Consider the following 22,543-nt stretch of genomic DNA (forward strand, 5'->3'; position numbering starts at 1 on the left):
TCAAGGAACGTGGCGATCAAGTCACCACTCTGGCCGTTCTGGACCCGAAGATGGAGTTTTGACCGGGACGATACCACTACGTCCGGATCGGATGATGTTCGGTCGATACGACGGTCGCGGTCGTGCTGTCGGTCAGAATGCATGTGTGGTTCCGGGGGCGATTCGGAAACCCCTCACCCCTCTTGGGGTGAAAAACACTACGCGGTGGGTTCGATAGCACTCTACGTCGGTCCCATATGCTGCTTTAATTTCCTCGCTCGAGGGGCTTTCACCGTCATCAAACTGAGCCTCACTAATTGCAAGGTCTTTCCAGAACCCAGCGCCTTCCGGATGATTCACAGACTCTCGCAGTGCGTAACGGGTGAATCACCCCGACCTCAAGGGTCGGGGTATTCTTCTGTGCCGCTGATAAACTCACTTCGGCTGTTGAATGCCCACTCGCACCACGTCTCATCGATGACTTCGCGGAATGACTGGGGAAATCCGAAGATTGATCCGCTCAATATCAGGATCACCGTTGTTTGCTTCAGCTTCAGACATACGCTTGTACGTTCGTAGTACATACACAAACCAGCACCGTCGAGGGTGTTGGGATCAAATTATGGCTACAGCACTCAACCGATCTATACAACCACACACTGCGTTGTTCGCCTCTCTGGTCAATTACAGTCATTTCGAACGCCTCACCCCTTCGGGGGTCGATAAACTCGGCGGAGAGCTTTGGAAGGGTCCTCAGTTGTTGTCTCCGACGAACCGCCGTGCACGGGTCCAGATCGAGTCGTCTTGATCAGCACTCCTCTCATCCACCTCAAGATTCGAAGCCTGGTCATGCCGCTCGAGTTGCTCCTCACGGGCACTGAGCCTCTCTCGAAGCGCTTCGTTGGTCGCCTCGAGTTCGGCGATACGCTCATCTTTCTCCTCGAGTGTTGCCTCGAGGTCGTCAACGCGGTCGGCCAACAGTCGATTCTTCTCGACTAGATATGCATGAGTCTGCCCTGGTTCGTCACGACTACCCGCGGTAGACGACTCGTTCTGGCTTGGACTCGCCTCACTCGAGTCATTTCGAGCATCCGGATCGTAGAACTCGGAGGTGTTCGCAATCGCTCGTTCGATGGTTTTCTCGCCGTAGGTCGACCCGTCGGCGTAGTGGACGTCATCCCACTTCTCCCGGAGTAGCTCTGATCGACGGAAGAGGTTATCCACTCGAGTATGGTCGCCACCGGTCCAGAACGCCAGCAGACAGCACAGCGCCATATCGGCTTCCGACTGACTCTCGTACCCAGCCATGTTCCCGTTCCAGAGTCGCTCGAATTTCGTCCCGTTTGACGCATTTCGAGCCTTCTCAAGAAGTTCCGCATCCTTGAGCGAACCTCCCTGATTACGCTTCGTCTCCGTTGTGAAATCGGGCTCAGACTCCTGCTGTATTTCTGTCTCGTTCTCGTTTTGAACCGCCGATCCAGCGATGTATTCGTTGTACACAACCTCGAGTGCACCAGCCCGTTCAACGACCCGAGATGGTGCCGACTCAACGTGATCGCCTGTCACAGTGAAAAACCGTGCTTTCTCGTACATCTCGACCGACCCGCGCCGACTTCGATCACCAGGAATCGACCCACGAACGATGATGTGATAGCCAGTCCCCGACGGCGAAACCTCAGTAAACGAATCCAACTCATCGATGATCCCTCGAGCCTCCTCGCTTGGCGACCCCGTTTCTGGATCGCGACAGTCGTCAAGGTCAATTCCAACGAACGGATCTTCCTCCGTGAAGACGAACCCAATACCGGCAGCATCTCCACGCTCGAAATACTCGAGTGCCTCATCGAACGACCGCCACGTCTCTGGATCAGTTGCCGAAGCAAACTCAGCTACACCAGGGACAATAGGTACCTTAGTTACCTTTTCTCCCCGTTCCTTGCGCTGCCAGCACACCCACTGTTCTCGAGTCTGCAATTCTATTGGAATGCGTTCCCTCTCGACCAGACTTGTTTGATTCGTAGTCATTTGTAATCCTCGTCCTGTGACGGTCTCATTTGCGCCGCCAATATCGTATCATCGGCACGATAAAACAAACCGTATCGATACGTCCCCTGGACACCCACTTCTGCGGATGGATCCCATCCAATACTAGTTGATTTTGAACGCAGTTTTACTATGGACAGTACTACCGTCTGGTGGTTTCTACCCTGGACACCGAAATTCCGAATACCCGTATCCAGTGATTTACCCTGGACAGCACTTTCGGGATTGGGATGTAACGGTCTAACGGTGGATATACATCGAGAATCTGGGGGTGGAAATACTCTGGACACCCGATGTTTTGAAATCCCAGTTTTAATCATATCTCACCAGACTTGTTTACTTCATCGAGAAGACGTTCCCCAGACTCGCTGAGAGCGATACCTGTATGAACTGTGATACGCTCACCATCTCTTCGTTGCCGATCACTTTCAACAGCGATTCGGTCACTCAACTTTCGTCCAAACCAGACATCATTCGTATAGTCGAGGCCGTGATCCTTCGCCCACGAAACATAGGCGAGATACAGCGCTTTCTTTGGAACCGCGCTATCTTGCTCTTCAACGACGAATTGATCGACAAAGGCGCCAACCCCATCTTCGTCTGGGTCTAATTCAAATGAATCCGTGGCCGGAGTCGGGTCCTGTGTACCCGCTTGTTTGACTGGCGACTCACTCGTCCGAGAACTGTCTCGGGTCGAGTTCTCAATCGAAAGTGCCGTTTCTAGCGGTACTGTTTCGCCGTCTCGGTATAGTTGTGGGCCCTCGTTCTGTGGTAAGACGACGATAGAATAGCTATCACGGTCGTACGAGGGATTTGGAAGGTCGGCCTCTGGAACGAACGGCCGCTTAATGGGTACCCACTCAGACTCGAGCGCGTCTACCGTTTCATAGACGTGCGTTTCACCTCGTTCGTAGACGGTATACTGGCCGGTTTCTCGGTCATAACTATAGTACGCTGGGAGGGAGTCTTTCGCGATGTCAGCTACGGTCGTCCGAAGGAATTCTGTTTCACCATCGGTCAGTATACCCTCGCCTCCATCACGTCTCCAAACGGTTCGTGTCGAATCATCAGTAACTGGCCGAACGGCAGTTACCCCACCGCGAACTGATGCTCCACCACTGAATGTGACAAACGAGTCCGTGTTGTAATATCTCTCCGTCCCATCCGCCATTTCTCGAACTGGTGCTTCCAAGATATTCTCGAGACGAGACGCCAACTGTGGGCCATCACCGCTCGGTCGAACAACAAATAAGGGGATGCGATCATCTTCTTGTGCACGCTTGAGGTTTTGGAGGACCTTTGCCGGTCGATTCGGAGTCGTTGTTTCGGATTCCAGCGCAAACTCGACATTATACTCGGGATGAGTTGCAGTCCCGTCAGGCTGTTCGCTTCCATCCTGCTCGAGAATGTCAACGGAGAAACCGAGTTTCGTGAGAGCAACTTCGAGATCGAGGAGCAATGCATCATGATCCGAGCTTCCTGCAGACCGGACATTACCCGTCTCCGGTTCAGCAATTTCTTCTCCCTCGTCAGTCAACCGAACGACTACCGTGTCATTGTGAACGCCGAGATCGACATCGATAAGGGGCGACTCCTGACGGACATCGGGAAACTCCTCGAGATCTGTGTCGACGTCAACACCCTCGGGTATCTCATCACTCTCGCTCTCGAGACGCGTAAGCACTTCTTCGTCGACGGCGGTCACGTTCACCCAGCCGTTCTGATCACGGCATCCCTCCCGCAACTGGATCGTTCGAATTGCTTCGGCCATTACCCGATCAACAGTTAACGCATCTGGGCTGGCTGCTTCGTTGTATTCCCGATACATGAGATTGCGAAGGATCTCCGTATCAGTTACTGGGTCCGTTCCATACTGTTCGAGGCTCTGATCGATAATCTCATCGACTTTACGTGGTCCTCTCAATGGAGGATACGGTGGAAACGTCCGAAGCAATACGGGTTCGGAGTAACGACCACCAGATAACGGAATTCGGGTCCACACTTTGAACTGGTCTGTCGTGATGAGATCTTCTGCCGTATAGTTACGGAAGCGTTTCATCAACAACTCAGCGTCGTCGTTGTCGTTGACTGAGAACGTGAGCAGATTATCGCAGTTGTTCTGCATCGCTTTCAGCGTCTCTTCTTCGAACTGTGATGGATACTGGGAGGCAAGCGTTACAGAGAGACGCATCGACCGGGCTCGAGCGAGCATCGACTCGATATCGAGATTATCGCTCGCAATATCGTCGAACTCGTCGCAAAGAACGAAGTACGGATCCGGAGTCGTATCGAGCTCATAGGATCTGCGCTGGATCGCAGACCATAGATTGCGCATCACGCCGAGCGTAACCATCTTCTTAATGTCCTTGTTCTCGACGGGCGTACGGACAATGACGATACGATCGTTATCGATGACATCCCGAAAGTCGATAGTACTCTCCCGATGAGCAATGATTCGACGAATCACCGAATTTTCGACCCAGGACTTGATGCGTTTCAGGAGTGGCCGAACGGTCTCGTCTTCCATCTCGGCAATTTCGAAACAGAACTCCCGGAGATATGGGTCAGCAACGTCGAGTGCAAAATCCTCGCGTCGATCGGCGTTAAGCAGAATGAAGTACATATCGATAACAGAGAACTGCTTGTCCGACTTCATCATCGCTCGAGCCATCGATTCTGTAATCGCCTCCATGTTGATTCCCCAGTAGTCGGAGGTATCGAAGACGGCTTTCAGATTCTCGACCCTGGCTTCGATTTCGTTCTCGAATTCCTCGGGCGTCTCACACTCGGGCACCTCGAGAAAGTTGAGCCCGATCGTCTTTTCGTGCGTCGTCGCCCCCGGTTCAATCCAGATGACATCCTCGAGCCGATGTTCGGGAAGCATTCGGAGCAATTCGCGCGAATCGCGGCCCTTGGGGTCAAAATACGTGAAGCCGTATCCCGAATAGGCCCACTGAACCATCATATTCAAGAGTGCGGTCGTTTTTCCGTATCCGGTCGTCCCGGCGATCCAGTTGTGCCGGAAGAGTGACTCGAAACGGAGCGGAGCCTCGCGAAAACCCGTCTGTGGATCCTCTGTATAGCCAACCCAGAGTGGAGACTTCTCAGCGTATGATCCAGATTCGAACATCTCCCGAACGATCGGGCCGGCGACCGTCCCTTCTGCGCGTGTTTCCGTAATCACCGGCTTCCCACCGACACGAATCGTCTCTCGACCAACTATGTCGTACTGTTCGTCGATATTTGTCTGCTGTTGGGAGGATTTACTGGAAACTGTGTCTCTGGGTCTCTCCTGTTCGTCGGTGGTTGAGGCAACGACGGATGTATTTTCACCGGAACCCTCGTCTGTTGGTGAACGGTCACTGTTCTGGTTACTACTGGGAGAGTTCGCCTCACTGCCGAAGAACCGATCAAGAACCATCGAATCCCTCCTGATCCTGAATTGGCTCCTCAAACTGGCTCGTTGCCTCCACTGGAACACCAGACGATTGGCTTTGCCGTTGTGAGCCTTCAGATTCGTACCGAACACTATCCGCGGGAATACGGTCGCCTCGTTGCGTGTATCTCCAATCGATTTTTGGCGTTTCTATGTCCGAATTCGGGATGTGAGCGACGCTGGCGAGTTCGTCGACGGTCAAAATCATATTTCGATCAATCCATTGTCTCTCACTCATTCGACGAACAAACGTCCGAAGCCGTTTGGCCCGTTTTGAATCTCTGCGGTGCCAAACAGGGTTGTCGTCAAGCCCCTGTTCAGTGATCGCGTTGTAGTATTTCCTGAACATTCCAGCGACGCCCTGTACTCGAGCTTCCGCTTCCTGCTGGTTCGCCGAGGCTGCAAAAACGCGAATATTAACGTGGAACGCCTGTTCACCGCGTTGTTGTTCAATAGTCTTCGCAGCCTGCTTGTCTTTTGCACTGGGTGGTCGCGTTTGCGGATTGAGCCATCCTACAGACGACCCCTGGCGAAGTGCTTGGGCCAGTTCGTCGACGCTATTGTGCTTGAAGCGGTCACCGTCAGTCCACGATTGTTTTGCTGGTCGGAAGACGATCTGCGTAACGACCGTACTATCGTCGAGTGACAGCATTTCGCTCGTGATTTCACCGTATGGGTCCATCGCGAACCCTTCACTGTTGTAGTGGCGAATAGGGTAGTAGGGGATTTTCTCCATCTCGAGCCAGGCTCCAGCAACAAATTGGTCCGTCTCGATGATCGGAAACGCGTGGCCTTCTTCGACGACGAAGACTTCGCTATTCGCGTAGTTGTTCCCAACGCGGCGTCGAAACTTGTCGGCGGCTGCTTCGGTAGCAGCGTGCATATAGAAGGTCACTTTCCCTTCATCGAACCAGACTTCGAACGAGTGGTGGTCACTCGTATTTGCTCCGCGGAAGTTCGTCGTCACATCGTGAACTGACTGCAGTAAGCCAGCCGCACTCTCGATCCCGGCGCTTTCCTTGTATGGCCGAATCCGAAGCAACACACCGGAAGCATCTGCAGGCTGTTGAATGAACGGCTCATCAAAATCGAGTTGAGTCGCTGTGTACTGCGGTGACCTACTGAACACCGAACCGAGAGAGGTTGGAAGAAGTCCACTCATCGTTCACCTTCTGTTGTGACCTCTGACTCACTTTCTTGGGTCTGAGAATCTGCATCCGAATAGCTGAGCGTTGTAGACGAACCGTCCGAAAGCGTTGCCTCGAGGACTGCATCAACGAGTTCCTCCTGTGTGAATCCCTGCTCGAGAATCCGAGAAACGGCTGATTCGGGGATATCGAACCGGTTCGTGAGCGCGTTGCGTCGAGCCTCGTTCTCGACGAACTGTTCGAAGGAAACGTACTCCTCCGGATCGCTGTTGATCGCTTGCTCGATAAACGTTCGATCGTCGGAATCGTAGTCGATAACACGCTGCTCGAATTCATCGGCAACGACGTGCAATGGATAGGTACCGTGTTCCTCGACGCGGACGAGCGACTGACTGTACCCGAGGTCTTCCTTCCCAGCGTCAGCACTTCGAACGTACCGTCGCTGTTCTTCTGTTAACCCAATCTTTTCTGCCGTTTCGTCGTCTAAGTCGGGGAGCTTGTGGAAGACTTTGACCGGGCACATCCCGATGATTTTCTCAGCCTGCTCAGTTTCGTAGAACTCTTGGGCCGTCTGGGAAAGTAGCACCATCCGGAGGCCGGCATGGCGCTGGTGACGAAACGCCGTCTCGAGAAAGTCGAGGTTGGCCTGATCTTCGAAGAGATAGTGGGCTTCGTCGATCGCGAGTTCGACGTTTCGCTCTGTGTTTTTCGCCTGCTGGTAGATCGTCGACAACAGCAGTTGCATCAGGAAGGTCTGACGGTCGATCCCCGAGGCGCTGCCCTCAATCTGGCCGAGATCGATGTAGACGACTTTGTTGTCCCCCTCGAGGATGTCGATCTCCGACTGGTGAGAGAGGTTTTCGTAGGACCCACCTTCACGGAAGGGCTGGAACGCAATCGCGAGTTCGTCCGCATACTGCGCCGCTCGCTCGCGTGCAGACGCAGACTCTGCAATGTTGTGCTCGTCCGGGTTCTCGGCGATGTCGCAGAGGATCTGGTGGACGTCCTGCATCGTCGGCGAGTTTTCCGACGTATGCGTCGAGACGTCATCCTCGCTAATCCCTGCCTGCCGGTAGGCTTCGTCGATCACATACGAGAGGACACCGGTCTCGGCACCGAGTTCGATATCCCGAGCGTTGAGGAAGTTCTCGAGAACGGCGTATACCTCGTCTTTCTTCGCTGAGAGCGGCGAGATGCCATCGGTGGACTCGAGAACATGCTGAGGCGTTTCGCGAATTTCGAGTGGATTTAGCTTCGTATCGCCACCGACAGTGATCGTTTTCGCGTTCAAGGCATCGGCAATCCCCTGAAAGCCACCGACTGGATCGATGAGCACGAGCATCGTATCGTTGCGACGCTTCATCATTCGAAGGTGGCGCATGATATCGCCGAACGTCTTCCCGGCACCGGGCATGCCGACCACGAGTTCACTGTGACCGGTCTCGAGCTCCCACGGATTGATTCGGATCGGTGAGCCGTTGTGGCCGTGGTAGCCGTACTCGATGCCATCGTCCATCATCTGGTAATTCGACGAGAAGGGGAACATCGCCCCGATCGCCTGATTCGTCAGCGTCGACATTCGATCACGACCGAGTTCGTTTCTCCCGAGCGGCGAGACTGTCGCGAGCCCGCGCTCTTGCCATCGACTCGCGACTTTCACCGTACAGTTTGCTGGCGCGTCCTTGATGATTGAGCGCAGTCGAGTCGTCTGGTTCTCGAGTTCTTGCTGACTCTCGGCAGCGAGTCGGATGAACACGCCGCCCCGATAGAACGACGCTTTGTTCGCACGAACGAGCGACCGCATGTACTTTGCCTGGTCGATATCCTCCTGCAGATCCTCGGATTTGAGGCTGTTCGAATCGTGCTGGTTGATCTTCAAGTCCGATATCCAGTCTGCCATCATATCCTGGGCTGACTGACTCGCGAACGGATCGAGGTGGATGCTAATATCCGTCTTGAGGTCGGTCTCGAGCAACAGTCGCTCGAAGAGTCCATCGGATGGTTCTTCAGGGAACTGTTCGATCCAGAACGTCCGGACGAACGTCTCGTCGTTGATCACGGCATAGGTCGTCTCCCAATCGACCGTCGAGGGAGCGATCGCTGACTGATGCATCGTCGACGTGTCCGGCAGCCGATTCTCAGCGGGAACCGACGTTTCGTTGTCAGTGCTGTCTCCGTTGTTCTCCTCGTTGCTCGCTTCGTCGAGGTCCTCGAGGGAGAACTTCCAGTCATCGTTATTTTGCTCTCTTCCATTCGATCCCGTGTTGGGCGAATGAGTCGAATCGGTCATTGCGTCGAGGACATCATCAGGATCCGGCGTGGCTGGGACACCGTCGCTGATCCCATGGGAAACGACTGGGAACGTTCCGATCGCGCTCGTAATATCAGCGTATTCTGCCGATTGGCACGTCCAGTATTCCTTCGTAATCCGAGCGAGGTCATATGCATCGACAGGCCTGATCGAGCACCGGTACAACGACGAGCCGCCACGCCGGAGTTGTGTAAGTCGCGATTCTAATTTCTCTTCCTTGAGTTGATCTCGCTTGGATTCACTCAGACCCTCAGACTGGAACCGTCCGAAAAATCGACCGAGAGCAGGTAGTTCAGCCAGGTAGGCCAGTACGCTATCGCCTGTTTCGTCGAACTGCTCGATATCGGCGTTGGTGACAGCGGTGATGAGATAGTACTCACGAATCGTCGTCGTTTCAGAGTCCAGATCTCCGTTTTCGTTCGTATTGGCCGAGACGTACTGCTCGAGAAGCCGTTTCAGGACCGGACGTGATCGGACGTCAGCATCGCCAAGCCGATCCTGGTGTTCGCGAACGACGTCGTCCTGATCAACCTCTCGGCTGGTGATGTAGATCTTCACGGGAAAATCAACTGTCGAGTTCACGAATTCCGAAAGTGACTGCACGGCTTTTGCCCAGGCCTCGTCATCCTCGAGGGCCATGTTCGCTGGCTCAACTTTCATCGCCCCGACGAGTGCGCCGTCCGTCCGTTCGATGGCGTGTGGATAGACCCGGTTGAGACGGGTCATATAGCGGACCTCGCTGTTGTCCTCTCCACCGTGGGTATACTCCTTGTTTTTGATCGCCCACCCAAACCGGGCGACAAGCCACTCAGTGAGCCAGAGATAGTCGGGCTTGACTTTGTGAAGCAAGAAGAGGAGGACTGTGAGCATACTCCCGAATCCGAGTGTCGGGATCGTCAGCGACGGTGGAACGAACGTCGCGGCAATAACGGTGACGAACGCCACGGCGAGGAACAGCATGAGCTCGCCAATCGTGTACCCCTGGAAAAACGCCGTTGTGCCGCCCAGCGACTGATGGATCTTTCGTGCGTTATACTCGCTATCCGCTGTGTTGGAACTCATGAAAATTACCACCTCGAGACCTTTTGTTTCGTGTTTTTGAGCCCTTGCTTCGCTTTGGCCGACGTCTTTTGCTTGGCTCTTCGAGCATCGTCTTTCGCCTGATCGCGTAGTCGGCCGGTGTCCGATTTTCGGACCTTGTTGTACTGGCCGGCGTGTGCTTTCGTCGAATTGGCTGATGCGCCGAGTTTGTACGCTTTCGAACTGCCGCTCCCGAGTGTTGCCTGTCCACTCTTCGTGACCGCGCCAAACTGTTCGTTTGCGTAGCCACGATGGACGTTTCGAGCACCGCGAACGGCACTCCCAGAAGCGGCTTTCGCCTTCGCGGCCCCAGCTGTCGCTGCTGCTGGATTTGATGCGGTGGCGCCTTTCTTGGCGATCGTTCGCACTGCTGGACTACTCCAGTAGACAGTCATAATCATCGCGATGATCGCTGCGGGGATCAGCGTCAATCCGATAAACAGAGAGAATAGGCCGTCAGCTGTCGTTTCGATTCCTCCGACTTCCCATCCTAATCTGAAAAGAATTGCAGGGGGAATCCCAGCGAGTACTACTCCGGGGTAAACTCCTGCAGCACGGCGAGCCATGTTTGCCGCAGAATTAAACGGCCAAACTTCCATTGCCCAGAGGACACCCAGTAACGGCATTACTGGTGTCAATACCAAAATCGCAATCCACCGAAGAGCGACGACAAATCCAGCAACTACGAGGAAGAAATTCGAGACAACAACCATGGCCAGAATCGTAAACATTCCTCCAAGAGTAGACTGAATGAGTCCGCCCAGTCCTGCAGACATATCGTCTACTGGCGCTATTGTCATTCCAATTGCGTCAATAAACTGTAGCGGAACCGAAACTAATGGAAACCAGATGAATGTACCCATGAACACGACCCCCAGTCGTCTCAAGAGACGTTTTCGGCGATATTCACTCATCGAGCCCGCTCGAAGGCCAATAAAAGCAAACGCGATCACAATCAACATGATCGCTAACGGCATTATAAATGCGAGATATACATCTTGATACAAATTATCCCATGGCGCGTTATCTGGTGTTCCAACGACCATATATCCTGAGTCGGACTCTGGGGTTGGAACGCCGACGATAGGACCTAAGAGTGCTTCATAAATATCGTTCACAAGACTGAGAAGCGCATCGGTGAAATCCTCGAGGACGCTCTCAATCCCATCCTCAACTTGACCCTGAAGCCAACCCATTCAGGTGTCGCCTCCGCTATCAATTGACTCGCCTGAGCTACCCTCGACAATAGCAAGGTCGCAGGACTGGTCATCACCGTACTCGATTTGCTGAGTATACGACGGGTCTGGTCCAACCTGCACGACGGCCGTCGCAGTCATCGATTCCGTTCCGAGTTCTCCACAATCGAGTGTTCGGAGTGCATTTTCAGTTCGATAGACCGGCCCTTCTGAATAGACGATTGTTTCTCCTGGGGGCAAGCGTACCTCATGATGGTACGACTGCGATTCCGTTGATTGCAACCGTGCAACCGGAGCATCCCTCCACTGAATTTCCGTAAGCAACGAGGGAATCGTTCCGTCGTTCTCGACAACAATAGCTGCATGTGTCTCCCAAACGGACGAATCCGTCTCCCAGTCCATATCAGGATGTTCCGCGGCCCACAGCACGTCGGTTATTTCGCAGTTTGCGTCGAGCGTAATTGTCGTAGACTCAATCTGCTCGTCATCCTCGAGAGCAACGAGCTCGTACTCACCAGTGGCCAATTCGTCATCATATCGTCCGAGGATCTCGAACGAGACCTCGGTTTCGTCGTCCTCGAGACGCTCTTGATCGTACAACTCTCCATCCGGGTCAACGAGATCCACAAACTCAACCGAAATATCGTCAGCAATCTCAATCTCGAGATCGGTCTCACTCATCTCGACGGTAGTGAAGACATCACTCTCTTCGGTCTCAAGTCCAGATCCATCATCGGTACTATTGCTCGACGAATCTGAGGGGGAGTCCGATGTACAGCCGGCAAGAGCGGCTGTACTGACACCAATACTGGCAAGAACTGATCGACGAGCGATACGGCTATCGGTAGTGGTATTATTCTCGTTCATGGTTATCTGTAAGTCCGAGAAATGCACCGCTGGACAGGTAGTCAAACCCGTAGACGGCAAGGGCAACTGGGAGGAACCAAAAGAGTGTCACGAGGGCGAACTGCACGAGTTGTGCGAAGTCTGGATACTTCGGGGGTATTTTCGTTCGATCCTCCGCTGTGGCGTATAGTGCGTCCGCATGCCACCACTCTTCAGGCCCGTATTCGCCGTCAACAAGTAACGACGGCCGCTCCTCGAGATGGAGGAGGGCCATTCCGCTGGCGTTGACGGCAGCCGACTGGTTGCCGACTTCGACCCGCCCAGTCGTTACTGGCTCTCCAGTTGCGTTTTCCGTGACTTCTGCTTTGACAACTGTCCCCGAAGACGTGTCCTCGAGGACGGTGAGTTCGAGATCTGTTTCGCGGACGGTTCCTTCTTCCTCGAGCGACACCGATTGCGACTGTCCACGAACAATGCCGTGAACGGTTACCTCGTCAAATGTGCTTGCTGAGAGTGTCTCCGATTGCAAAGCAACCGATGTCGCATTCACGTAGTGATCAGCGGGGGTGATGTCGATTTCATTGGGGAGAGATGGCCCCTCGTGTTCACTCCCCCACGCCTCTTCGATCACCAGCGGTGGTTCAGCGGTATCCGTCGCTTCACTCGGCATATCTGGTTCTGCCTGATAGGGAATTGCGTAGATCTGTGCCGGACGAACTGATGAATTCTCTCGAGTCGTGTCCGTCCCTGTCCGTGACACCATCGTGTGCCACCCGTCATCTCCCGCGGAATAGAATCGCCAATTTCCACGAACCTGCGCATCGTCGTCGACGTCAATCCCTGACCAGACAGTATCGGGGTGGATAACCGCTCCAGTCCGCTCGTCGTCAGCTTCGAACGCGGTTCGGCTTCCATTTGCGTTCTCGAGTTGATTGACAACTGTTTGTCGGGACTCGGTTGCAGTTACCTCTTCAGATGGGTAGTTGATCTCGGTCTCCCATGACCCATCACACGAGTCCGTACTACTGTTATAGTCATCGCACGTCCGTTCTTCATGACGAAGTTGCGCGGAAATTTCCACCTCTGTCGTCAGAGTAGGGTCACCCGATAAATCGCTGTACTCGAGCGTCGACCGATGGCTCTCGTTAGAATCGATGAGTTGGCCGTCAGCCAGTAAGTCGACACTCTCAATATCTGTCTCGTCAATGGACCACTCTTCGCGTACTGGGCCACTCTCGTTGTCGTCTGGAACCTGTACGCGATAATCGGTTGTAGCCAGAACCTCGCCCTTTGGTGCGATATACGTGGTTGACTTGTTACCCGACTGGAGTATCGTCGATGGTTGGACCGCAAAGATACTGACGTGTACATCTTTGATGTAGCGCCCGTCCTCGAGTTCTGCTACCTCTGGATGGACTGCTGTCTCTTCATCACCAGCGGAGAAATCATCGAAGTCACCACTGTTCCAGAGTTCGACATCCTCAACGGGTTCCTCGAAAAGGAAGTCCGTCGATTGCGAAAGCCGCTGGGAGAACTCCTCAGGTGATGAAACGTCCTCGTCGAAGTCGTCGCTCGAGAGATTTTCCTGATTTGTGGCTTCGGACCATAATAACGGGAACTGAGTTTCGTTGACCCCGTAATCAGGTCCGTCCTCGGGGATCGCTGTGCTCGAGTTCGAATCTGGAGAGGGAGACGCTATGGAACTCACCAGGCCGATTATGAGGCTACTCGTAACGAGAAGAGCGAGGACGACAAGCACCGAACGGAGTGTGGCCATTTGCAGTGGGTGGGGGATGTGATTTTCGAGTGGTCCAGTCGGTGGATTAGAAGGGCTTCACACAATCGGAGAAGTTGAATCCCATTTGGCTTCCGACGTTGTCGATAAGTTCCGGCGAAATAAGGGCAAGGACGATAATTCCGAACCCAATACCCGACATGACCAGTCTCTCCTTGGCGTTATTCTTCTTCTCGGGATTTCCACCCGCACGCATGTACGAGAGGCCAGCTCGACAGACATAGAAGCCTGTTGCAGGGAGTCCGAGTCCAGCAATCGCCCCGAACACGATTGTAATCCCAGTTGCGACGCCCGTTCCACAGTAAACATCGCCGACATCCGACTGTGCGGACACTGAGCCAGTGATGACAACCAAGAAGGCCATCCACACGGCGATCGAGACTATCCGCGGAGAAACGCGGACGAACAGGTGACGTGTACGAGTCGACAGCGTCGGTGACTCATCAGGTCGGTTAGCGGGTTTATCCGGCGAGTCAGAGGGGGTTCCATTACTCATATTAGTGGAAATTTGGGGCTTGCTCTTCATGTTGTAGCTCGATGCCCTCGGTAGGAGATGTCAGTTCAATCAGGATACTTATGTCGTATCCACGGTCGCAAAGGAGTTGATCGACAAGTACGACAAGATCCTGACGGTCGCTGTTGCGATGGACTATTCGATTAGTCATAACCTCACGAATGAGCCCGAACGGACTGATGCTGGTTGTCCATCTTAGAAATAACGCGTCGATAGACATGACCGAACTAGTTGTATTGACGGTATTTCGGATCATTCTTTCCTCCGTTAAAGTTCAGCACTAAAGACTCATTATCTCATGTACATAATAGTTTCTATTAGGGAATAGCATGAAATCAGTATCAGTAAAATCTCGTAAATAACTAGAATACATTGACACTTGGCTTGAATTGAAGTGGATTAAGACATAGATCTGGGCACCTTCTACCAGTACTTTCGAGTTCTAATTCTGGAGGCTCTGGTGAACCACTAGATGGCGGCGACTTACACCGTGGGAGATCACGTCGCTTGAGGCGTCACACGGGTTCGATCGTGACTGCACCCTGAGGAATCCGGTAATGACGAATCATTGGCTGGTCTCAGGAAGACAGCAAGACCTACAATCCGACGAAGTATGGCGATTCACTAGAGCCGATGAGTGTATACTCTTTCCGAAAAACGTAGCTAAAGAAGAACTACGTACGAAGTGGATTCTTGCTAAGGAAGGTGCATATGTCTACTCAGAAGATATTCAGTAGTTCCTCCGCACTGAGCGATAACTACAGATGCTTACTTATCGCATCGTTGCTGAGTATGCCAATCAAACGAGACAGTGATACTCCTATGCAGGCGGGTCTACGTCGTCGCCAAACCCACTTCCGTACGATTCGATGACTTCCGTAACGGTGACCTCATAGGCATCGTACCACTCTGTCCACCGCTGTTTCGCCTCTTTGTGTTCTGAATATGCGCCGAACGTCTCAAGCGCGCCTAAGGACTCCCAGTAGTATGCGACGAGAACCTCCTCACTCTCTGGAGCGTGCCACGTTCGCTTACCGAGATAGCCTTCCGTGTCCTCAGCAGCCGCTTGTATCGCGTCATTCAACTCATGAAACTCTGCGTCGTACTCCCCGGGATCGAGGCGGAACATAACCAAATACGTCATGACTGTGCCTTCGTCCACACGAACAAGATGCCTCCCCTTGGAGCATACAATGGTTAGCAAGCAACGACACGCCGACACACACCCGAGTCGGATTTAGGTTTCTGGCCACCTTCGCCGGGAACTTCACACCTAACCTTCGCAACTGAAAACATTCCTATGAACACCCCTCTAAATCGGGTCCGAGTAGGTCTCGTGGTGAGTATCTGATGACACGACACAATAGTCAATCCGACGGGAATCGATTCGCAACCATCGCAGTCGGCGCAGCTGGAACCGAGACGCATCCTCACAGAGATGGAACGAACGACGTCGTCCCGCCGATCCACCTTTCGACTACGTTCGAGTGGACTAGCGGGGAGGGCACCAATGAACACGACTATTCGCGCGAGAGCAATCCGACGCGGGCAGCCCTCGAAGCGCAGTTAGCCCGCCTCGAAGGCGGCGAACATGGGTTGGCCTTCGCCTCCGGAATGGCCGCCACATCGACGACGATGCTGTCGCTGGTCCCCCCTGGAGGCCACGTCGTCTCATCGGACACCATCTATAGCGGAACCGAAAAACTGCTCACGGAATACGTGGCCGGACATCTCAGTGTTGACATCGACTTTGTTGACGCCCGTGACCCCGACAACGTCGCCGATACAGTCAACGCAGACACTGACTTGATCTGGGCAGAAACACCGTCGAACCCCTTGATTAGGTTGTGCGATATCCAAACGATAGCCGACATCGCCGATGACCATAATGCTCTGTTCGGCGTAGACAGTACCTTTGCGAGTCCGTACTACCAAGCCCCACTCGAACTAGGTGCTGACATCGTCATTCACAGCACTACCAAGTATCTCAACGGGCACTCCGACTCGATCGGCGGTGCTGTTATCACCGATGACGATGGTGTTTTCGAGCAATTAGCGTTCGCGCAGCGGGTCGGACTTGGGAATATGCTTTCGCCGTTCGACTGCTACCTCGTTGCGCGAGGCATCAAGACGCTGCCCGCGCGGATGGAACATCACGAGAAGAACGCGATGGCAGTTGCCCGGTTCCTCGAAAGCCACGATCGGGTCGCTTGTGTCCACTATCCGGGCCTTGAGAGCCACCCGCAACACGATCTTGCGAGTGAGCAGATGTCGGGGTACAGTGGGATGCTGTCCTTTGAGTTCGATGGCACACTCATTGAACTTGAGGCGTTCATCGAGGGACTTGAGGTATTCACGCCGGGAGCTAGTCTCGGTGGAGTCGAGAGCCTTGTTGAGGTACCGTCACTAATGATCCCGGACGAGTTCAGTCGTAGTGAGGAGTCAGCGGAGATTCCCGAGACGTTGGTCCGGGTATCCGTTGGTCTCGAAGACGCCGATGACCTCTGCGAGGATCTGCGGACGGCGCTATCGTAGGCGCACGTTCCCCTTTCCTCCCGACCATCCCGATCCGCAAGCGGGTCAATTGTCCACCAGATGTGGCAGTCACAAGCGGGAATGCGAACTGTTTCTAAACGAGAGAGTGCGGGTTATTCGACCGGTTCGATTACGTCTCCGGAGCGAATCATCCCATCTTCGAGAATGTCCACTCGGAGCCCACCTCGGTGAGTGAGCGCCTGCAATACGCCGTCCTGAGTGATGCGCTGAAGATGATTACACGGTTCACACAGCCGATCCCCTCGACAGATGGCGTCACCGACTCGGAATCGTTATCCAACGAGATGATTGAGTGCAATATCACGGGTTTCGATGTTTCGTCGGTGTTCTCCCGGTGCGAGTTCGATGCCCGCTTCACGTTCAATTGCTGTTACAGCCTCTTGCTCGATCAACGTGAGGTCGTACCCATCGTGGCGTTCCTCATCTGGCTCCCACTCGACGAAGGTTCCCGTCTCAATCTCGCTGAAGTAACGATCACCTCGAAGTCCCTTTCCAGCAACTGCTTCAACGTCGGTCTGTTCTTCCATTTCCGCTTCGGCTTCAGGTGTGATAAAAATCCGTTCGACAGTTCCACTCCCGGTCATATGTGCTATGCGCATTTAGCACAGTATAAACACTCGGATATGGGTATAGTTGACAGGCGACATCAGTATGCGATTCTTGACAGTCAGAAGACAGATTGATGGCTCTGCTGGTACCGCTCTCACCTGTACTGACCAATGGGGTATCTGCCAGTTGCAAGATGTGTTTCGAAAGTCGTGCAAGAGACACAGCACGTACCGGGCACGCGGGAACGGCTACGTGAACCAGCCCGTGGAGAGCTGTCAGTAGTAGGTGGCTGACCCACTGCAGCAAAAATACGCTTCCGTCACTGTATCGGCGATCACGGTGACGACTACGCACGAGTGGTAGGTTCGTCCGCTCCGCTCGCATATCGCTCCGCGAGCCACTCTTCCCAGGTGACTGTCCCGACCCTGTTATCGGGACAGGTCGCATAGCCAGCCCGAAACGCCGCCATCGTTTTGCCAGGGATGGGAAATCTGATGATCGGACGTCGTAGGCCACGCGCATTACGGTACGCCTGTGCGAGTTTCCCTACTGAGTGGATGTTGGGACCACCAACGAGGTCAGTTCGTCCACTCGCTGTCAGCGTCGCGTGATCCACGATGATATCCGCAACCTCGCCGACATCGACGGGCTGGATCTGTACGTTCGTCGGAAGGGGCCACAGCGGAAGTTTCGCCACCGAATCCAACAGTTCCGCGATGAACGAGTGGAACTGCGTCACACGGACGATAGTCGTCGGTATATCGCTCTCCTCGACTACCGTCTCGGCGGTACCCTTGTGTTCGTAGTAGGAGAAGGGGATGTCGTCGATACCGACGATGGAAGGATAGAGGACGTTCTCCACGTCGGCTGCCTCGGCCGCTTTGAGAAGTCGTTTCGTCCCCTGCACGTCAACCGCCGCTGTGTCACCCCTCGGGGCCGTCGCCGTGTGGATGACGACATCGACGGTATCGAGCGCCGACTCGAGGCCCGTGCCTTCGATCAAGTCGAGTTCCACCCAGTCAACTTCCACCCTGGTTTCTTCGGGAGGCGAGCGGCTCGCCGCCCGGACAGCGTGGTCCGCTGCCGTGAGCCGCGGTCGGAGTGCCGTTCCGAGTGTTCCAGTTGCGCCGGTCACCAGCGTTTGGATCATACGAGATGGTTCATTCCACCGGACCGAATGGATATTGCCGAGTCTGCTCGGCGGGTTTAAGTAAGTGACCTCGTATTATCGCTCGATGAAACACATCCGGGTGCGCATCACGGCCCATGGACGAGCAGGTGAAATCCACCCGATGTACGGCGTGATGACCGAGGCATCGTTCGTCGAGCGAGCGACGGCAGTACAGTGGAACTATACCGGAGACGCACTGGGCATCCTCCATTACGTTGTTGGCGACGCTGACGCGCTCGAAAGAGCGATGCAAGAGATTCCGGAGGTCGTCGGCTACGACATTGAACGTATCGACGAGCGGTCGTGCTACGTGTACGTCCGGGACGCGACGACCGATTCGCTTCAAGAGATGTTCAGTCCCATCTCTTCTGGCGGCCTTATTGTCGTCCCCCCCATCGAATACGAGCCTGATGGGACAGTGGTGCTCTCGGTGTTCGGTCCTGACGACGAGGTACAGGATGCAATCGAAGCTATCTCTGTTCCGGTTGAGGTGACTATCGAAGCAGTAGGCAGTCTCGCTGGCACGACGGCTGTTATCAAGGGCCATCTCACCGACCGCCAGTGCGAAGTTGTCGAAACGGCAGTGGAACTGGGCTACTACGACATCCCTCGGAGCACCAGTCAGGAAGATATTGCCGCGGAATTGGACTGTGCGCCAAGTACCATTGCTGAACACCTACGGAAAGCCGAAGCCCGGATAATCCGGTCACAGTTCTCTTGAGGCTGATGGGCTGGAAAATATGATGATGTCCTACAGATGACGACGAGCGAGAATACGGTGCGTTCGTTCGTTCACGACGCTGGTGGAAACAGTTTCGGGAACTCCTCTTGTGTGCGTTGTCCAAAATCTCGAGCGCACCCTCTAACGATCAGTACAGGGGATACATATACCACTGAGTCACTCCGTCGATAGTTGAAGCGAGAAAATTACTCCGGGAGTGGGGGGAGTTGTACTCGCTTGAACCAGAACTGCTCGACCGCCTCTACCAGTGCAGTGAACTCGGCGGGATCTATCGGCTTCGTCAGGTAGGCAGTGGCCTGAGCATTGTAGCACCTCGCAATATCCTCGCTGGCCTCGGAACTCGTGAGCATGATTACGGGAAGGGGCCTGAGTTGTGGATCGTCTCTGATCGCTTCGAGAACCTCCCATCCGTCTTTTCCAGGGAGATGTAGATCAAGGAGAACGAGATCCGGGAACGACGCTGACTCGTACGCACCCTGCTGGGTCAGAAAGTCCAAGGCCTCGTCCCCGGTGATAACGACATGAATTGTTGACTTACAGTCCGTTTCTTTGAAAGCCTCCTGAGTGAGACGTGCATCGCCGGGATTGTCCTCAACGAGGAGGATTTCGAGCGTTTCATCGGAACGTGACTGGGTAGAGTTACTCATAGTGGGCGTCACGAGTGTGGAATGTGTGATGCGACCATACCGCTCTGAATCCAATCACCGACCCTCTCCTCTCGGAGAGAACACATAGTGCAAGATCTCTCGTAATGCTGCGAAAAAGGGACTCTACATATATAAGCACCATTTTCACCTAAACAATCACACAACTCAACAACGATCCATTCGCACGTGTAGTGAGGAGGCGCTTCACGAGAGTAAGTGTCTAAAGAAGAGGCTTTCAACAGAGACAATAGTTCCATTGCAACAGGGCCTGCTATGTCGTTGCCTCGCGGGCAAGCCTCACAAAGTTCTCGAAGACCTGTCCCGCGCTGACGTCCTCGAATGAGAACTGCGTTGATTCCCATCCGAAGTCGGTAACGAGGCTGTCACGGTGTGGAGCCGTGATCTCCGGATGGAACTGTACAGTCCACAGCGGTGCGCTCCGGTGGCGAGTCCCGAACACGTGAGCGTGATCAGCGGACGCGATGATCTCCATCCCCCTCCCCGGTTCCGTTACGGCGTCGCTATGGAGGGAGACGACGACGGGCTCAACGCCGTCGAAGAGCGGGTCATCGGCCAGTGTCGTCTCGACGAGCGTCGCAGTCGTTCCAACTTCCTCGACAGTGCCACCGAGGGCCGAATTGGCGACCTGATGGCCGAAACAGACACCGAGGGCAGGAATCTCTCGGTCGACGAGTTCGCGGACGAGTTCCTCCTGTTGGGCAATCCACGGACGGCTGTCGGACTCGTAAACGGCGGCCGTACTGCCGGTCAAGACGACGCCGTCCGCCGCGTCGAGGGGGACACGCTCACCCCCAACGAAATCGACCTCCTCGGCTGTGGGAAACGCCGCTGCCAACGCGTCACAGTGGTACTCACACTCCGGATCGACCTCATTGCGAACCACGTACAACTCTAATGAACCCATATCGGCAACAGACACGTATTCTAGTCTTCCTGTCTGAAGGGACCTTATATTTCGCGTATACTCAATAATTGCCGATCGTTCGTTACAACCGTCCGGCCATCTACACCGGATTCTCTATTGATTTCGTATTTCCGCCTATTATCGAACGAGCGTCCGAAGGAGGGGAACCTCAGATACTAGATTCGTTGCGTGTTTCTTTCCTCGCCCGGTTACGGCGAGGAGGATGTCACAGTAGGCAAACCATCGTTCGAGAGTTCTTCCCTCATCTGGAACGTGAGCGAACTCTGTTTCACCGCCTGACGGCTACGAATGAAGCCCCATCGCTTCGATTTGTTCCTGATATCGGTTTCGAATAGTTACCTCAGTCACCTGAGCTACGTCAGACACCTCTCGCTGAGTTCGCTTTTCATTACAAAGGAGACTGGCCGCGTAAATCGCAGCCGCAGCATATCCTGTTGGGGATTTGCCAGACAATAATCCCTTCTCTGCTGAAGTGTCGATTACTTCGTTAGCTTTTACCTGTACCTCCTCCGGTAACTCGAGTTCAGAACAGAATCGTGGAACGTACTTTTTCGGATCGACCGGCTTCATCTCGAGGCTGAGTTCTTGTGCGACATATCGGTACGTCCGGCCGATTTCCTTCTGCTCAACCCGCGAAACCGCAGAGACTTCTTCGAGTGATCGAGGGACACCTTCCATCCGACAAGCGGCATAGAGTGTGCTCGTAGCCACACCTTCGATAGAGCGTCCACGGATGAGGTCTTCCTCGAGCGCACGTCGGTAGAGAACGCTGGCAACTTCGCGGATCGATCGGGGAACACCGAGTGCAGACGCCATTCGATCGGTTTCGGAGAGGGCAAACTGCAGGTTTCGTTCACCAGCATCTTTCGTCCGAATGCGCTCTTGCCATTTTCGAAGCCGGTTCATCTGGCTTCGCTTATCCGACGAAATCGATCGGCCGTAGGCATCTTGGTCCTTCCAGTCGATTGTCGTCGTCAACCCCTTGTCGTGCATCGTCTGGGTCGTTGGCGCACCGACTCGAGACTTGTTGTCCCGTTCCGTGTGGTTGAACGCTCGCCATTCCGGCCCTCGGTCAATCGATTCCTCTTCGAGGATTAATCCGCAGTCTTCGCAACTCACCTCGCTTTCATCTGGGCTTCGAACAAGCGAAGTCGAATCACACTCCGGACAGGTCCGAACGCCCTCCTGTTCTGCTGTTTCGTCCGTCGTCTCCGTCTCGCGCTCTTTCTGACGAGTTGGGCGTTCCATTAGTCTGTTGTAAACTATTTCTCCAGAAAGTTAAAGACTACGCGGTGTCGTGAGGTTCTTTGAATCCGATTTTATCTCGGAATACGCTCATGAACACTAAAATTCTAATTTAGTGATGCAGATATGACGGATGGAAGTTCGTTAAAATCTCTTTGGAGACGAACCATCCTATTGGCCCAAATCAGCCCCCTGTACACTATCAACGGTATTTACCGACTATCTTACCGAGACGATAATGAGGGAATTCAGCAGTGTTATAACACAGAAATTACCAATGTCCGTCTTCATCCTAATAGTGATACTATCGTCAATGGGGAATTTCTCGAGAAAAGGCAA

General features: G+C 54.0%; 16 protein-coding genes and 2 pseudogenes. 4 read left to right on the forward strand and 14 right to left on the reverse strand.

Going from position 1 to position 22,543, the window contains the following annotated elements; genetic code table 11:
* Positions 1-732 precede the first annotated feature (732 nt).
* The 8 genes from ACZ5C7_RS02605 to ACZ5C7_RS02640 form a co-directional block, all read right to left on the reverse strand.
* A complete protein-coding gene (locus tag ACZ5C7_RS02605) occupies positions 733-2,004 on the reverse strand; it encodes a phage NrS-1 polymerase family protein (RefSeq protein ID WP_464375059.1) in 1,272 nt (423 codons plus the stop codon).
* 334 nt (positions 2,005-2,338) lie between these two features.
* Positions 2,339-5,443 carry a type IV secretory system conjugative DNA transfer family protein gene (locus ACZ5C7_RS02610; RefSeq protein ID WP_464375060.1) on the reverse strand — a complete coding sequence of 1,035 codons (3,105 nt, stop codon included), beginning with the start codon at positions 5,441-5,443 and terminating at the stop codon, positions 2,339-2,341.
* Entirely contained in the window at positions 5,433-6,620 is a 1,188-nt protein-coding gene (locus ACZ5C7_RS02615; protein ID WP_464375061.1) for a DUF8128 domain-containing protein, read from the reverse strand. Before ACZ5C7_RS02615 ends, ACZ5C7_RS02610 begins: the two co-directional genes overlap by 11 nt.
* Positions 6,617-9,979 carry a VirB4 family type IV secretion system protein gene (locus ACZ5C7_RS02620; protein WP_464375062.1) on the reverse strand — a complete coding sequence of 1,121 codons (3,363 nt, stop codon included), beginning with the start codon at positions 9,977-9,979 and terminating at the stop codon, positions 6,617-6,619. The genes ACZ5C7_RS02615 and ACZ5C7_RS02620 overlap by 4 nt, the downstream gene beginning before the upstream one ends.
* A gap of 5 nt (positions 9,980-9,984) precedes the next feature.
* Positions 9,985-11,193: a hypothetical protein gene (locus tag ACZ5C7_RS02625; protein ID WP_464375063.1), complete on the reverse strand. Its 1,209-nt coding sequence runs from the start codon at positions 11,191-11,193 to the stop codon at positions 9,985-9,987.
* Complete coding sequence (locus tag ACZ5C7_RS02630; protein ID WP_464375064.1) at positions 11,194-11,874, reverse strand: hypothetical protein; 681 nt, start codon at positions 11,872-11,874, stop codon at positions 11,194-11,196.
* Between the two features lie 172 nt (positions 11,875-12,046).
* Entirely contained in the window at positions 12,047-13,816 is a 1,770-nt protein-coding gene (locus ACZ5C7_RS02635; protein ID WP_464375065.1) for a DUF8186 domain-containing protein, read from the reverse strand.
* A gap of 46 nt (positions 13,817-13,862) precedes the next feature.
* Positions 13,863-14,198, reverse strand: coding sequence for a pilin (locus ACZ5C7_RS02640; RefSeq protein WP_464375066.1), 336 nt, complete (start codon positions 14,196-14,198; stop codon positions 13,863-13,865).
* 707 nt (positions 14,199-14,905) lie between these two features.
* On the opposite strand from ACZ5C7_RS02640, the gene ACZ5C7_RS02645 reads away from it, so the two are divergent.
* Positions 14,906-15,085, forward strand: a complete 180-nt coding sequence (locus ACZ5C7_RS02645) for a DUF7511 domain-containing protein (protein ID WP_464375067.1) — start codon at positions 14,906-14,908, stop codon at positions 15,083-15,085.
* Between the two features lie 83 nt (positions 15,086-15,168).
* On the opposite strand, the gene ACZ5C7_RS02650 is transcribed toward ACZ5C7_RS02645, so the two are convergent.
* Positions 15,169-15,492 carry an antibiotic biosynthesis monooxygenase family protein gene (locus tag ACZ5C7_RS02650; RefSeq protein ID WP_464375244.1) on the reverse strand — a complete coding sequence of 108 codons (324 nt, stop codon included), beginning with the start codon at positions 15,490-15,492 and terminating at the stop codon, positions 15,169-15,171.
* A 206-nt stretch (positions 15,493-15,698) separates the two neighbouring features.
* Here ACZ5C7_RS02650 and ACZ5C7_RS02655 point away from each other — a divergent pair, with 206 nt between their 5' ends.
* Positions 15,699-16,883, forward strand: a complete 1,185-nt coding sequence (locus ACZ5C7_RS02655; protein ID WP_464375068.1) for a trans-sulfuration enzyme family protein — start codon at positions 15,699-15,701, stop codon at positions 16,881-16,883.
* 113 nt (positions 16,884-16,996) lie between these two features.
* On the opposite strand, the pseudogene ACZ5C7_RS02660 reads toward ACZ5C7_RS02655, so the two are convergent.
* Positions 16,997-17,488, reverse strand: a pseudogene (locus ACZ5C7_RS02660) (MOSC domain-containing protein).
* A gap of 311 nt (positions 17,489-17,799) precedes the next feature.
* Positions 17,800-18,603: an SDR family oxidoreductase gene (locus ACZ5C7_RS02665; RefSeq protein ID WP_464375069.1), complete on the reverse strand. Its 804-nt coding sequence runs from the start codon at positions 18,601-18,603 to the stop codon at positions 17,800-17,802.
* Positions 18,604-18,688: 85 nt separating this feature from the next.
* Between ACZ5C7_RS02665 and ACZ5C7_RS02670 the strand changes: the two genes are divergently transcribed.
* Together ACZ5C7_RS02670 and ACZ5C7_RS02675 are read left to right on the forward strand one after the other, a co-directional pair.
* Positions 18,689-19,345, forward strand: a complete 657-nt coding sequence (locus ACZ5C7_RS02670) for a helix-turn-helix domain-containing protein (RefSeq protein WP_464375070.1) — start codon at positions 18,689-18,691, stop codon at positions 19,343-19,345.
* A 44-nt stretch (positions 19,346-19,389) separates the two neighbouring features.
* A pseudogene (locus tag ACZ5C7_RS02675) lies at positions 19,390-19,490 on the forward strand (IS5/IS1182 family transposase); the annotation flags it as partial.
* Between the two features lie 61 nt (positions 19,491-19,551).
* Here ACZ5C7_RS02675 and ACZ5C7_RS02680 read toward each other — a convergent pair.
* From ACZ5C7_RS02680 to ACZ5C7_RS02690, 3 genes are all read right to left on the reverse strand, one after another.
* Complete coding sequence (locus ACZ5C7_RS02680) at positions 19,552-20,013, reverse strand: response regulator (protein ID WP_464375071.1); 462 nt, start codon at positions 20,011-20,013, stop codon at positions 19,552-19,554.
* Between the two features lie 271 nt (positions 20,014-20,284).
* Complete coding sequence (locus ACZ5C7_RS02685; protein ID WP_464375072.1) at positions 20,285-20,938, reverse strand: type 1 glutamine amidotransferase; 654 nt, start codon at positions 20,936-20,938, stop codon at positions 20,285-20,287.
* 303 nt (positions 20,939-21,241) lie between these two features.
* Positions 21,242-22,207 (reverse strand): transcription initiation factor IIB, encoded by a 966-nt coding sequence (locus ACZ5C7_RS02690; RefSeq protein WP_464375073.1) that lies wholly within the window; start codon positions 22,205-22,207, stop codon positions 21,242-21,244.
* Between the last annotated feature and the right edge of the window lie 336 nt (positions 22,208-22,543).

The sequence above is a fragment of the Halostagnicola alkaliphila genome (assembly GCF_055379965.1).

Excerpts from the sequence above, each read along its gene's own strand:
- ACZ5C7_RS02635 (WP_464375065.1), bottom strand. The coding sequence starts at position 13,816 with ATGGCCACACTCCGTTCGGTGCTTGTCGTCCTCGCTCTTCTCGTTACG.
- ACZ5C7_RS02650 (WP_464375244.1), bottom strand. The coding sequence starts at position 15,492 with ATGACGTATTTGGTTATGTTCCGCCTCGATCCCGGGGAGTACGACGCA.
- ACZ5C7_RS02670 (WP_464375070.1), top strand. The coding sequence starts at position 18,689 with ATGAAACACATCCGGGTGCGCATCACGGCCCATGGACGAGCAGGTGAA.
- ACZ5C7_RS02640 (WP_464375066.1), bottom strand. The coding sequence starts at position 14,198 with ATGGCCTTCTTGGTTGTCATCACTGGCTCAGTGTCCGCACAGTCGGAT.
- ACZ5C7_RS02680 (WP_464375071.1), bottom strand. The coding sequence starts at position 20,013 with ATGAGTAACTCTACCCAGTCACGTTCCGATGAAACGCTCGAAATCCTC.
- ACZ5C7_RS02605 (WP_464375059.1), bottom strand. The coding sequence starts at position 2,004 with ATGACTACGAATCAAACAAGTCTGGTCGAGAGGGAACGCATTCCAATA.
- ACZ5C7_RS02630 (WP_464375064.1), bottom strand. The coding sequence starts at position 11,874 with ATGAGTGAGACCGATCTCGAGATTGAGATTGCTGACGATATTTCGGTT.
- ACZ5C7_RS02665 (WP_464375069.1), bottom strand. The coding sequence starts at position 18,603 with ATGATCCAAACGCTGGTGACCGGCGCAACTGGAACACTCGGAACGGCA.
- ACZ5C7_RS02685 (WP_464375072.1), bottom strand. The coding sequence starts at position 20,938 with ATGGGTTCATTAGAGTTGTACGTGGTTCGCAATGAGGTCGATCCGGAG.
- ACZ5C7_RS02610 (WP_464375060.1), bottom strand. The coding sequence starts at position 5,443 with ATGGTTCTTGATCGGTTCTTCGGCAGTGAGGCGAACTCTCCCAGTAGT.
- ACZ5C7_RS02690 (WP_464375073.1), bottom strand. The coding sequence starts at position 22,207 with ATGGAACGCCCAACTCGTCAGAAAGAGCGCGAGACGGAGACGACGGAC.
- ACZ5C7_RS02645 (WP_464375067.1), top strand. The coding sequence starts at position 14,906 with ATGACGAATCATTGGCTGGTCTCAGGAAGACAGCAAGACCTACAATCC.
- ACZ5C7_RS02625 (WP_464375063.1), bottom strand. The coding sequence starts at position 11,193 with ATGGGTTGGCTTCAGGGTCAAGTTGAGGATGGGATTGAGAGCGTCCTC.
- ACZ5C7_RS02655 (WP_464375068.1), top strand. The coding sequence starts at position 15,699 with ATGACACGACACAATAGTCAATCCGACGGGAATCGATTCGCAACCATC.
- ACZ5C7_RS02620 (WP_464375062.1), bottom strand. The coding sequence starts at position 9,979 with ATGAGTTCCAACACAGCGGATAGCGAGTATAACGCACGAAAGATCCAT.
- ACZ5C7_RS02615 (WP_464375061.1), bottom strand. The coding sequence starts at position 6,620 with ATGAGTGGACTTCTTCCAACCTCTCTCGGTTCGGTGTTCAGTAGGTCA.